Annotated in this window: 13 protein-coding genes; 5 read left to right on the top strand and 8 right to left on the bottom strand. The window is 62.6% G+C overall.

From position 1 onward, the window contains the following. Positions 1–44 precede the first annotated feature (44 nt). Positions 45–596 (top strand): TIGR00730 family Rossman fold protein, encoded by a 552-nt coding sequence (locus ROS217_RS19695; RefSeq protein WP_040651788.1) that lies wholly within the window; start codon positions 45–47, stop codon positions 594–596. Here ROS217_RS19695 and rarD read toward each other — a convergent pair. The 6 genes from rarD to ROS217_RS19665 form a co-directional block, all read right to left on the bottom strand. Then, complete coding sequence (rarD, locus tag ROS217_RS19690) at positions 557–1,453, bottom strand: EamA family transporter RarD (protein WP_009819568.1); 897 nt, start codon at positions 1,451–1,453, stop codon at positions 557–559. The two genes, ROS217_RS19695 and rarD, sit on opposite strands and share 40 nt — an antisense overlap. 192 nt (positions 1,454–1,645) lie before the next feature. Beyond that, positions 1,646–2,245: a superoxide dismutase gene (locus ROS217_RS19685; RefSeq protein WP_009819567.1), complete on the bottom strand. Its 600-nt coding sequence runs from the start codon at positions 2,243–2,245 to the stop codon at positions 1,646–1,648. A 107-nt stretch (positions 2,246–2,352) separates the two neighbouring features. Further along, complete coding sequence (locus tag ROS217_RS19680) at positions 2,353–2,922, bottom strand: sarcosine oxidase subunit gamma (RefSeq protein ID WP_009819566.1); 570 nt, start codon at positions 2,920–2,922, stop codon at positions 2,353–2,355. Then, the gene (locus ROS217_RS19675; RefSeq protein ID WP_009819565.1) at positions 2,915–5,926 is read right to left on the bottom strand and encodes a sarcosine oxidase subunit alpha family protein; all 3,012 of its coding nucleotides are present in this window, start codon (positions 5,924–5,926) and stop codon (positions 2,915–2,917) included. The genes ROS217_RS19680 and ROS217_RS19675 overlap by 8 nt, the downstream gene beginning before the upstream one ends. Before the next feature lie 62 nt (positions 5,927–5,988). Beyond that, positions 5,989–6,318, bottom strand: coding sequence for a sarcosine oxidase subunit delta (locus ROS217_RS19670; RefSeq protein ID WP_009819564.1), 330 nt, complete (start codon positions 6,316–6,318; stop codon positions 5,989–5,991). Positions 6,319–6,332: 14 nt separating this feature from the next. Next, entirely contained in the window at positions 6,333–7,577 is a 1,245-nt protein-coding gene (locus ROS217_RS19665) for a sarcosine oxidase subunit beta family protein (RefSeq protein ID WP_009819563.1), read from the bottom strand. A 214-nt stretch (positions 7,578–7,791) separates the two neighbouring features. On the opposite strand from ROS217_RS19665, the gene ccmI reads away from it, so the two are divergent. The 4 genes from ccmI (at position 7,792) to ROS217_RS19645 (ending at position 10,119) form a co-directional block, all read left to right on the top strand. Further along, complete coding sequence (gene ccmI, locus ROS217_RS19660) at positions 7,792–9,024, top strand: c-type cytochrome biogenesis protein CcmI (RefSeq protein WP_009819562.1); 1,233 nt, start codon at positions 7,792–7,794, stop codon at positions 9,022–9,024. Further along, a complete protein-coding gene (gene ruvX, locus ROS217_RS19655) occupies positions 9,021–9,503 on the top strand; it encodes a Holliday junction resolvase RuvX (protein ID WP_009819561.1) in 483 nt (160 codons plus the stop codon). Before ccmI ends, ruvX begins: the two co-directional genes overlap by 4 nt. After that, a complete protein-coding gene (locus ROS217_RS19650; RefSeq protein ID WP_009819560.1) occupies positions 9,493–9,729 on the top strand; it encodes a DUF1289 domain-containing protein in 237 nt (78 codons plus the stop codon). Before ruvX ends, ROS217_RS19650 begins: the two co-directional genes overlap by 11 nt. Before the next feature lie 147 nt (positions 9,730–9,876). Then, on the top strand, positions 9,877–10,119 hold the full coding sequence (locus ROS217_RS19645) for a hypothetical protein (protein ID WP_009819559.1): 243 nt from the start codon (positions 9,877–9,879) through the stop codon (positions 10,117–10,119). A gap of 110 nt (positions 10,120–10,229) precedes the next feature. Here ROS217_RS19645 and ROS217_RS19640 read toward each other — a convergent pair whose 3' ends face one another. Then, positions 10,230–10,541, bottom strand: coding sequence for an ETC complex I subunit (locus tag ROS217_RS19640; RefSeq protein ID WP_009819558.1), 312 nt, complete (start codon positions 10,539–10,541; stop codon positions 10,230–10,232). Positions 10,542–10,615: 74 nt separating this feature from the next. Continuing rightward, complete coding sequence (locus ROS217_RS19635; protein WP_009819557.1) at positions 10,616–12,412, bottom strand: ABC transporter transmembrane domain-containing protein; 1,797 nt, start codon at positions 12,410–12,412, stop codon at positions 10,616–10,618. Positions 12,413–12,500: the final 88 nt, after the last annotated feature.

The following is a 12,500-nucleotide window of genomic DNA, read 5'->3' as shown; positions in this document are numbered from 1 at the left end:
CTATCACGGGTCAAAACAACCCTGCATCAGCCCGGAGTGATTTCATGTCAGCGCGTTCCGTCTGTGTCTTTTGCGGCGCACGTGCCGGGAATAACCCAAGATATATGGAGGATGCATCCGGCACAGGCCAGATGTTGGCCGAAAACGGCTGGCGGCTGGTCTATGGTGCAGGGGATGTAGGCTTGATGGGGGCCACGGCGCGGGCGGCGCAGGCGGCGGGCGGGGAAACCTTTGGCGTCATTCCTGCACATCTGGTGGCTTGGGAAGTGGGCAAACGGGACCTGACACAATATGTTGTGACCGAGACCATGCATGAACGCAAGAAGGTGATGTATATGAACTCGGACGCCATCGTGGTTCTACCCGGTGGCGCGGGATCGCTGGATGAGTTTTTCGAAGTGCTGACATGGCGGCAGCTTGGGCTGCATCAAAAACCTATTTTTCTTTTGAATACAGAAGATTACTGGACACCTCTCACGCAACTTCTGGAGCATGTCGTGACCCAAGGGTTTGCCGAGGACAACGTTAAATCCTTTGTGCAAGCCATTGATACGGTTCAGGATTTGAGGATCGCCCTGCGAGCCGCCCTGTCCTGACGCAGGCTGGCGGTGGTGTAAATCGCCAAGGCGGTCCAGATCATGCCAAAGGCGATGGCATGCCAGAAGCTGAAGACTTCACGAAATAATACTGTTGCAACAAGGAATTGCAGGCTGGGGTTCAGGTATTGCACCAAGCCCACGGTGGCCAGTGTGATGCGTTTGGTCGCGTAACTGAACATGACCAGCGGTGTGGCGGTCAGGATACCGGAGAAGGCGAGGAGCAGGCTGTCGTGCCAATTGGTGCCAAAGGCACCGTGCCCGTCTGAGTGAAACCACCACAAAACCCCCAAGGCTATGGGCGACAAGAGCATGACTTCGGCCGTGACCGAGACCACGGGTCCGATAGAAAGTCCTTTTTTTACAAGACCGTAGAGACCAAAGCTGGAGGCCAGAACAAGGGCGATCCAAGGCGGGACACCCAAGCCGATGGTGAGGGTGATGACCGCCGTCGCGGCCAAGGCTACGGCAAAAAGTTGAGCCTTTCCAAGGCGTTCGCGAAAGGCGATGGCACCCAAGAGCACCGCCACCAGGGGGAAAATGTAATAGCCAAGCGACGCTTCAACCGCCTTACCGATCTGGATAGAGGTGATGAACACGAACCAGTTGGTAGAGATCATCAGCGCCGCAAAACCGATCAGGAACACCGAGCGCCGCGCGCCAAGTGCTTGGCCGAGAACGGAAATTCTCCCTTGCATCAAAAGGACGAGCGAGAAAAAGATGCATGACCAAAGGGTCCGGTGGGCCAGAATTTCGATGGGGGGAATGTGATCGAGCAGCTTGTAATAGATGCCCGAGAGTCCCCAGACCGTGCAGGTGGCGACCATCGCAAGGATGCCTTTGGTCGCGTCGCGCATGTGCCTGATGCCTCCTGAAAACCGTCCCCGGAGTGCTGCCGCATGCGGCGCGGAGGGGCAAGGTGAAAATGTACAGCATGTACGGAATGTACGCGGTTTTCGTACACAGGTTCAGCCGACTGCGGATAGGCCATGAGAAAGCCCCATCGGCGGCTGCCGACGGGGCTGAAAACCTGACACGCTCCGCTTGGATCACATCCGCGAGGCGACGTTTTCCCAGTTGACCAGATTGTCGAGGAAGTTGGTCAGATAGGCCGGGCGCTTGTTCCGGAAGTCGATGTAGTAGGAGTGCTCCCACACGTCGCAGCCCAGAAGCGCTGTCTGGCCAAAGCAGAGCGGGTTGACGCCATTCTCGGTCTTGGTGACCTTGAGGCTGCCGTCCTTGTCCTTGACGAGCCAGGCCCAACCAGAACCGAACTGACCGGCGCCAGCGGCGGAGAACGCCTCTTTGAATTTGTCGACCGAACCAAAGCTCTCGGTGATCGCCTTTTCCAAGGCTCCGGGCATGCCGGTCTTGGTCGGGCTCATCATTTCCCAGAACTGGTTGTGGTTCCAGAGCTGGCTGATGTTGTTGAAGATGCCCGATTGCGCCACAGCGGATTTGTCGTAGGTTCCGGTGATGATCTCTTCCAGCGACTTGCCATCCCATTCGGTGCCGGCAATCAGCTTGTTGCCGTTGTCGACATAGGCCTTGTGGTGGAGGTCGTGGTGATATTCGAGCGTTTCGGCGGACATGCCATGCGCGGCGAGCGCGTCATGGGCATAGGGAAGGTCGGGAAGTTCAAAAGCCATTTGGGCCCCCTTGTTCGTTTGCAGTCATATCGGATGCCCCCTACATGGTGGCCGGATTGCGCAAAGGTCAACCCCGCGGTCAGAGTTTTTCAGTCAGGATTGGCAGATCAGGCGTAAAGACCGACCTCGCCACCGGGCTGGGCAGAGGCCTTGAGGAGCTCAAAGGCATAGTCTGCAACCGACCGGAAGCAGATGAGGTGGAAGGTGCCGGTCTCGTCGAGCCAGAAGGCGGCAGGAACCTGCGCCATGCGGGTGCGGCGGAACATGCCGGGGATGAATACCTCGGGCGAGAGATCGACCGGGCAGACCTTGGCCAGAACCTCGCGCGCGCCCTTGCCGGAGATGCGCAGAAAGGTGCGAGCGTCCGAAACATTGACGGCGAGAAAATGCTGACCCTTGAGCGCCTTTTCGACGGCGGCAAGCCGCGCGCCCACTTCGGCATAGGGGCACAGGAGCAGGAGTTCGTCGGGCGACATCCAGAGGGCGGCGGTGCCCTGCCCCATCAGCGCCTGACGCTGGGCGGGCACGTCAAGGCCGGTGGCGGATTTGACCGCCGCCTTGACCCCGGCGCTGGCCAGATCACCGCGCAGGGTGATCATGCCTGTCAGACCCTGATCCGCGATGGTGGCAAAGCCCTGATAGTTGGCCCCGTTGAGGGCGGTCACGGCGTTAGACATTCTGTTTCTCCCCGTCCTTGTCGAAGAAAATAGGATCGACGATCTTGGCCTTTATGATGCCGCCATCGACCTTTGGGAAATCGAGCACATCGCCCATGCGGTCCGGGCCGTTGTGAACCAGACCCATGGCAATCCCGCGCCCGAGGGTGGGCGAGTAATAGGTCGAGGTCACGCGGCCTTGAGTCATGCGTTGACCGTTCGCATTGTGGCCGGGCGCGGTGGCATAGGCGCCATCGGGCAGGACCGAGCCATCGAGCGTTTCCAGACCCACGAGTTTCCAGCGGTTGGGATCGGCCATATGCGAGCGTTCCTGCGCGCGTTTGCCAAGGTAGTCGTCTTTCTTCTTGGAAATCGCCCAGCCCATGTTGAGATCCTGGGGGATCACCGTGCCATCGGTTTCATCGCCGATCATGATGAAACCCTTTTCGGCGCGCATGACGTGCAGGCCTTCGGTGCCGTAGGGCGTCACGCCATGCTCAGCCCCGGCGTCCAACAGCGCATCCCAGAGGGCGCGACCATGGCTGGCGGGGACGGCGATTTCATAGCTCAACTCGCCCGAGAAGGAGATGCGATAGGCGCGCACCGGCATATCGGCCAGTGTGAGATCGGCCCAGCCCATGAAGGGCAGCGCGTCATTGCTGAGGTCATCGGTGGTCAGTTTCGCGAGGGTCTCGCGGGCTTTGGGGCCGACGACAGCGATTTGCGCATATTGCTCGGTCACGTTGGCGGTATAGACCTTCCAGTCCCACCATTCGCATTGCAGCCAATCCTCCATATGCCCGTGGATCGATTCCGCGCCGCCGGTGGTGGTGTGGCAGAGGAACGTATCCTCGTCGATACGCGCCACGACGCCGTCATCCATGAGGAAGCCGTTTTCGTTGCACATGAGGCCATAGCGGCATTTGCCGGGTTTCAGGCTGCTCATGACATTGGTGTAGAGCATGTCGAGGAATTTGCCCGCGTCCGGCCCCTTGACGATGATCTTGCCCAGGGTTGAGGCATCAAGCAGGCTTAGGCGGGACCGCGTCTGGTTGATCTCGCGGGTCACGGCGTCGCGGTGGGTTTCCTCGCCCTTGGGGAAGCAATAGGGGCGGCGCCATTGGCCGACGGGTTCGAAATGAGCGCCATTGGCCTCGTGCCAGCCGTGGATCGGGGTTTTGCGGATCGGCTGGAAAATCTCGTCCCGCGCTGACCCGGCGATGGCCGATAGGGAAATCGGCGTATAGGGCGGGCGGAAGGTGGTGGTGCCGGTCTGCGGGATCGGTTGTCCAAGGGCATCCGAGAGAATCGCCAAGCCATTGATATTGCTGAGCTTGCCCTGATCTGTGGCCATGCCGAGCGTGGTGTAACGCTTGGCGTGTTCGACGCTCTCGTAGCCTTCGCGGGCCGCGAGTTGCACGTCGGAGACTTTGACGTCGTTCTGGTAATCGAGCCAGGATTTCATCCGGAGCTTGATGTTTGCGCCTTGGGGCATGAGCCAGACCGCCTCGAGTGCGGCCTCGTCTGTGGCGGTGGCCGAGGGCGCCTTGGTGGATTTGGGTTTATGGCCCATGGCCTTGGCTGCCGTCTTGCCTGCGGCGTCGGCATCCGAGAGGGTGCCTGCCAGATCAAGATAGCCGTTGGCCGAGCCTGCGACGACCACAAACGCCTCGCCCTGCGCGCCGCGCGGGGGATTGGCGGGGTCGGGGCGGAAATGCGCCTGAGCGCTGTCCCAGAGCAGTTTGCCGCCGCAATGCGACCAGAGGTGGACCACCGGCGACCATCCGCCGGACATGGCGACCGCATCGCATTTGATCTCTTCCAGCACAGCGCCTTCGCCCGCCTGCGCGCAGATGGCGACGCCCGTCACGCGCTTGCCGCCTTTGACCTTTGCGATGCCCTTGCCATTCTCAACCCGGATGCCGAGGGCACGGGCCTCTGCCGCCAGAGCGCCGCCGCCCTGTTGGCGGGCGTCGAGGATGGCGGGAATCTCAAGGCCGAATTTCTTGAGCGTGATGGCGGTGCGGTAGGCGTCATCGTTATTGGTGACAACGACGGTGCGGTCGCCGATGGAAACGCCGTAATTGACCGCATAATCGCGGATGGCAGAGGCCAGCATGACGCCGGGGATGTCATTGCCTGCGAAACTCAGCGGGCGTTCAATCGCGCCGGTGGCGGTGATGATTTGCCCCGCACGGATGCGCCAGAGGCGGTGGCGCGGGGCATTGGTGCCGGGGGTGTGATCGCTGACGCGCTCGTAGCCCAAGAGATAGCCGTGGTCATAGACCCCTGCCCCCATAGAGCGCAAACGCAGGGTGACATTGGGCATGTCGCGGAGTTTGGCGAGGGTGGCGGTGATCCAATCCTCGGCGGGTTGGCCGTCAATCTCACCGCCGTCTACAGGCGCGCGGCCGCCCCAATGGGCGGTTTGCTCCATCAAGAGCACCTTTGCCCCGGCCTCTGCCGCCGCGAGCGCCGCTTGCAGACCCGCCACGCCGCCGCCGATCACGGCCACGTCGCAGAAGAAATAGAAATGCTCGTAGCGGTCGGGGTCGCCGGGGTTGCTAGCGCGCCCCAAGCCCGCTGATTGGCGGATGAACGGCTCGTAGATGTGTTTCCAGAAGGGGCGCGGGTGGATGAACATCTTGTAATAGAAGCCCGCAGGCAGGAAGCGCGCGAGATGGGTGTTGACCGCGCCAATGTCGAAATCGAGGTTCGGCCAGTGGTTCTGGGAGGTGCAGGTCAGACCGTCGAAGAGTTCTGTGGTGGTGACGCGCTGGTTGGGTTCCATGCGCGGGCCCTCGCCCAGATGGACGAGCGCGTTGGGCTCTTCCGCGCCTGAGGCCACGATGCCGCGCGGGCGGTGGTATTTGAACGAGCGCCCGACCAGCATCTGGTCATTGGCCAGAAGGGCCGAGGCGAGCGTGTCGCCGGCATGGCCCTTGAGGCGCTTGCCGTTGAAGGTGAAGTGAAGGGCGCGGCCCTTGTCGAGGAGGCGGCCACCCTTGGCCAGACGCGTGCTCATGTCTTAAACCCTCGTGCCCGGTGCGGGCGTGGTGTTGTGAGTATTTTTAGAAAGGTGAATGCTCATGCGAAGTCGCGCCATGCCCACCCGGGGCGTTTGGCGGTGATCGCATCGCGGATATACTGGGGCGGCTCAAAGGTCTGGGCGGGGTATGTGCCGTAGACCTCGAGCGTGACGGTATCGCGGGCCATGATGAACCACTTGCCGCAGCCGTTGTTATGCCGCCAGCGTTCGAAATGTGCGCCTTTGGGGTTTTCCTTGGCGAACATATAGGTGTGGAAGTCATCATCGGCCGAGCCGGGGCCGAAACGCTTGAGATGCGCCTCGCCGCCTTGGTGGAATTCAGTCTCTTCGCCCGTAACGCCGCAGCAGGGGCAGGTGAGGATCAGCATGGGTCAAGTCCTCCTTAGTGGGCGACGCCAGCGGCGACGGATTCATCAATAAACCGGCCCTGATAGAAGCGGTCGAGGCCGAATTCGTCGCAGAGCGGGGAGTGGCCCTTGGCCATCAGTTCGGCAAAGCCCCAGCCGGAGCCGGGAATGGCCTTGAAGCCGCCGGTGCCCCAGCCGCAGTTGATGAAGATGCCATCGACGGGGGTTTTCGAGAGGATCGGCGAGCGGTCGCCGGTGACGTCGACGATGCCGCCCCATTGGCGCAGCATCTTGAGGCGGGCGACCATCGGGAAGGTCTCGATCAGCGCCCTTACGGTTTCCTCGATATGGTGGAACGAGCCGCGCTGCGTGTAGTTGTTATAGCCGTCGGTGCCGCCGCCGATCACCATCTCGCCCTTGTCGGATTGCGACATGTAGCCATGCACGGTGTTGGCCATGACGACACAATCCATGCAGGGTTTGATCGGTTCGGACACAAGCGCCTGAAGTGCCACGGATTCGATGGGCAGGCGGAAGCCCGCCATATCGGCCAAGTGGCCGGAGTGGCCCGCGACGACGATGCCGAGTTTGTCGCAGCCGATATCGCCACGATTTGTGGTGACGCCCGTCACGCGGCCATTCTCGCGGGAGATACCCGTGACTTCGCATTTTTGCAGGATGTGCATCCCCATGGCGGAACAGGCGCGGGCATAGCCCCACGCGACCGCATCGTGGCGCGCCGTGCCGCCGCGGGCCTGATAGAGGCCGCCAAGCACCGGATAGCGCGGGCCGTCGAGATTGATGATCGGGACAATCTCTTTGACGCGGGCGGCGGAGATGAATTCGGTCGAGACGCCTTGCAGGGCGTTGGCATGGGCCGTGCGCAGGTAGCCGCGCACCTCATGTTCGGTCTGGGCCAGCATGATCAGGCCACGGGGGGAGAACATGATGTTGTAGTTGAGATCCTGTGAGAGGGTCTCATACAGCGAGCGCGATTTCTCGTAGATCGCGGCGGAGGGGTCTTGCAGGTAGTTGGAGCGGATGATGGTGGTGTTGCGGCCCGTGTTGCCGCCACCAAGCCAGCCCTTTTCCAGCACCGCGACATTGGTGATGCCGAAATTCTTGCCCAGATAATAGGCCGTGGCCAAGCCATGCCCGCCTGCGCCGACGATGATGACATCGTATTTCTTTTTCGGCTCGGGCGAGGCCCAGGCCCGCTCCCATCCCATGTGGTGGCGGAGCGCCTCTCGGGCGACGGCAAAGGCGGAATAGTGTTTCATGCGCGCTCTCTGGAGTTGGCTGGATTCGGGCTTGGATGCGAGTGACACCGTAATGCGTCAGGTGGCCGGTTGAAAGGATACTCCGGGCGGCGGAAACGGTATCAATAGCGACATTGCGACATCGGGGCGCGGGCTGGGCGCGGGGATGTGACCGCTTGGGCCTTTTTTCCGGGCGCGCGGGCGGTTACATGGGGACAACACAGAAGGAAAAGACATGGGTTTCTGGATCATCGTTGCGGCATTGGCGATCGGCGTGGGGGCTGTTCTGGGCCTCGTCCTGCTGCGCGGGCGGGTGGGCGAAGCGCCGCCTGCGGCCTATGATCTGCAGGTTTACCGGGATCAGTTGAAGGAAATCGAACGTGACACCGCGCGCGGTGTGATTGCGCCTGAGGATGCCGAGCGGCTGCGCTCGGAGATTTCGCGCAAGGTGTTGGCGGCGGATGCGCAATTGCGTCAGGGTGGCGAGAGCGGCGGGCAGCCGCGCGGCGCAGGGATGGTGATGGCCGGGGTGATCGTGGCGGTGATCGCGGGCGGTGGTGTGGTGATCTATGACCGGGTCGGCGCGCCGGGCTATGAGGATTTGCCGATGGCGGCGCGGATCGCCGCCTCGGACGCGGCGCGGGCGACGCGGCTGGATCAGGCGGCGGCGGAAGAGCGGTTTGGCCCCGGTGAGGGCGGCGTGCCCGAGGGCACGAACGAAGACTATCTCAAACTGATCGAGCAGTTGCGCAAGACCGTGGCAGAGCGACCCGAGGACCAACAGGGGCTGCGCTTTCTGGTGCGCAGCGAGGCCGCGCTTGGCAATATGGTCGCCGCGCGCACGGCGCAGCAGCGATTGATTGCCGTCAAGGGTGCGACAGCCACGGCGGCCGATCATGCGATGCTGGCGGATCTGATGATCAACGCAAGCGGTGGCTATGTCTCGTCCGAGGCTGAACAGGTGCTGCGTGCCGCGCTGGAGAAGGACGGGCGCGAACCGTCCGCGCGGTTCTATCTTGGGCTCTACATGATGCAGGTGGACCGACCCGATGCGGCGTTCCGGCTGTGGGAGGCGCTGCTCGATGAGAGCACGCCGGAGGCCCCTTGGGTGCCCGCAATCCGGGCGCAGATCGAGGACTTGGCAGCGCGCGCCGGGGTGCGCTATACGCTGCCCCCCGAGGCGGGTGCGCCGGGGCCGACTGCGGCGGATATCGCCGCCGCCCAAGACATGGACCCCGAGGCACGCCAAGAGATGATCCGGGGCATGGTGGCGGGATTGGCGGAGCGATTGGCCAACGAAGGCGGCACCGAACAGGATTGGGCGCGGCTGATCAGTGCGTATGGCGTGCTGGGTGAGCAAGACAAGGCGCAAGAGATCTGGGCCGAGGCGCAGGCGGTCTTTGCCGATGAGCCGGAGCGGTTGGCGTTGGTGCGGGCAGCGGCGGACGCTGCGGGTGTGGCGGAATGATCTTTGAGGAGATTGCAGGTTTTGCCGGGGCGTTGCCGCGCGGCCGTGCGATCATGGGGCTCGATCTTGGGACCAAGACGATTGGCGTGGCGCTGTCGGATCGGCTCTGGTCGGTGGCGAGCCCGCATGAAACCGTCAAGCGGGTGAAGTTCACGGAGGATGCCGCGCGCTTGTTCGACATCATGACGGGGCGCGACGTGGGCGGGATCATTCTTGGCCTGCCGCGGAACATGGACGGGAGTGAAGGGCCGCGCGCCCAATCCACCCGCGCCTTTGCCCGCAATCTGTCACGTTTGACGGACGCGCCCATCGGCTATTGGGACGAGCGTTTGTCGACGGTGGCGGCCGAAAGAGCGCTTCTCGAGGCGGATGCGACACGAAAGCGTCGCATGCAGGTGATCGACAACATCGCGGCGGCCTATATCCTGCAAGGGGTGTTGGACCGGATGAGCCATATGAGGGCTGAGCATGACAGATGAGAGCCCATGGGTGCGAAACGAGGTCGAGAGCCCTTGCGTCAAGATCTGTGTGGTGCATCCCGAGGCGCGGGTCTGCACGGGATGTCTGCGCTCGATCGACGAAATCACCCGATGGACCAAGATGTCACCTGACGAACGGCGCGAGATCATGGAGGCCCTGCCCGACCGCGCCGGATTGCTGCGCAAGCGTCGGGGCGGGCGCGCGGGGCGCATGGGCCGCGCCTGATCCGGCCAGTCTCAGACAGATCCGGCCTGAGCCATGCCACTCGCGCAGAGCGGGGTTGCATACTGTGGTATGGAAAATTGCTGCAACGCAGTATATTTATGCTGCATACGCGGCATATTCATTCGGCAACCTCAGGAGAGTTCAGCCATGGCTTATTCGTCCCACAGCACTGTTTCGGCACCGGCTCTCGGGAACTTCGCCCGCCTCGCGCTTGCGCCGCTACGCGTGATCGACGGGTTTTTCCAGTCTGTGGTTGCTGCAAACCGCTTTGCTCATGACGTTGAAATCCTGTCGATGGCAAGCGACGCCAAGCTGACCAAACTGGGTCTGAAGCGCGAAACATTGATTGCTGATCTGGCAGAGCGTTCGGATTTTTTCCGCGCCGCCTGATCACTACCCACAAGTTCCGGATTAGAAAACACCCCGGATGATCTCTGGGGCGTTTTTGTTTCGAAGAGAATTTCGGGACCAAATCTCGGAGAGGTGCCGCCCGGCGCGCGCTAGTGCGTCCAGACCTGACGGCGGCTGGTGGCGAAGTTGTCGCCATAGCCACCGGGGCGGATATTGGGTTTGCGGGCGTGCGGTTCCTGAACCACGGCGTCGATGCCTTGATCCTTGGCATATTGCAGCGCCGCTTCCTTGGATTCGAACCGCAGTCTGACCTGCGCCTGCGTATCCGCGTTCGAGGTCCAACCCATCAGCGGATCAACCTCACGCGCCGTCTCGGACACGAATTCCAGCACCCAATGCCGCGTCTTGGCGGTGCCGGATTGCATGGCGTTTCGGGCCGGTTTGTAGATGCGTGCGGGCATGTGGCTCTCCGTGATTGATCGCTACGGTCTTATCCCAAATCGGGCCGGGCGCGGCAAGAGGCGAATAGCCGCGCTCAGGCGGCCTCGCCATCGGTGAATTGCAGGCGCGCGAGCCGGGCATAGAGACCGTTTTCAGCCACCAGACTGTCATGCGTGCCCTGCGCCACGATCCGGCCCTGATCCATGACCACAATGCGATCGGCCTTTTTCACTGTCGCCAACCGATGCGCCACGATGATCGTGGTCCGCGTGCGGGCCATCGTCTCGACCGCGCGTTGCACGGCACGCTCGCTTTCGGCATCGAGCGCGCTTGTGGCCTCGTCCAAGAGCAGCACCGCCGCGTCGCGCAGGATGGCGCGGGCGATGGCGATCCGTTGCTTTTGTCCACCCGAGAGCATCACACCGCGCTCGCCCACATAGGTGTCATACCCCTCGGGCAAGGCCGAGATGAAATCATGCGCGGCCGCCGCGCGCGCTGCGGCCTCAATCTCGGCATCGGTGGCGTCGAGCCGTCCGAAACGGATGTTCTCGCGCGCCGACGCGGCAAAGATCACCGGGTCTTGAGGCACCAGCGCCAGATCTCGGCGGAACTCGTGCCGTGCCATATCGGCCAAGGGCACGCCATCCAGCGTGATGCGCCCGGCATCCGGGTCATAGAATCGCTGGATCAGCTGAATAACGCTGGTCTTGCCCGCGCCCGAGGGGCCGACAAGGGCCACGGTCTCGCCGGCGCGGATGGTCAGGCTCACATGATCCAGGGCCGCGATGCCGGGCCGCGACGGATAGGTGAATTGCACATCCTCAAAGGCAATCTCGCCCCGCACCGGGCGCGGCACAGCCACAGGGCGGGCAGGATCGCGCACCGGGTCTTCGGCTTGCAGCAACTCGACCAGACGCTCTGTCGCTCCGGCCGCGCGCTGCAACTCGCCCCAGATCTCCGAGAGTGCTGCCACCGCGCCTGCGACCATCACCGCATAGATCACGAATTGCACAAGACTGCCTGCGGTCATTTCGCCGGCGCGCACATCGCGTGCGCCGATCCAGAGCACGCCGACAATGCCGGTGAAGACGAGAAAGATCACGATCACCGTCATCAAGGCACGGGTGTTCACACGGCGGCGCGCCGCGTCATGGCTGCGCTCGGTCACATCGGCAAAGCGCGCGCGGGTCTCGCCTTCATGGGTAAAGGCCTGCACGGTCTGCACCGACAGGAGCGCCTCGGAGGCATTGCCGGAGCTATTGGCGATCCAGTCCTGATTCTCGCGGCTGAGCACGCGCATCCGCCGTCCGAGGGTCAGAATGGGCACGATGACCAGCGGCACGATGAGCAGCACGAGGCCGGTCAGCTTGGCCGAGGTCAGCAGCATCAGCCCCATGCCGCCCACAAGGATGAGCAGATTGCGCAGGGCGATGGAAATGGATGAGCCAATCACCGAGAGAATGAGCGTGGTGTCCGTGGTGATGCGGCTCAGCACCTCGCCGGTCATGAGTTTCTCGAAAAAGGCGGGGCTCATGCCGATCACCCGGTCAAACACGCCCTTGCGGATATCGGCGACGACACGTTCGCCCAACCGCGTGACCAGGAGATAGCGCAGGCCGGTGCCTACCGCCAAAAGCGCCGCGATGAGCAACGCCGCCCCGAAATACTGATCGAGGATGGCTCCGTTATCCGCATTGAAATTGTCCACCACACGGCGCACCGCCAAGGGCAAAATCAGCGCGACGCTGGCCGTCACCACCAGGGCCAGTATGGCTGCGGCCAACAAGCGCCGGTAGGGACGCAGGAACGGCCACAATTCGGCCAGCGCACCCACACGTTTCGATTTCTCGCGATCTAGCAGATCAGCGCCGTTTTCGGCTCTGCGCACCATAGGTCTTAATTCCTCACCATTTGGCAACGGTTCTTGGCGGGCGTTGACGTCCGGGTCAAGGGGACAGATCAGCCGCAGGGCGTATTCG

The organism is Roseovarius sp. 217 (genome assembly GCF_000152845.1).
In the GTDB taxonomy this organism is placed as follows: Bacteria; Pseudomonadota; Alphaproteobacteria; order Rhodobacterales; family Rhodobacteraceae; genus Roseovarius.
This window is presented reverse-complemented; position numbering and strand designations above follow the sequence as displayed.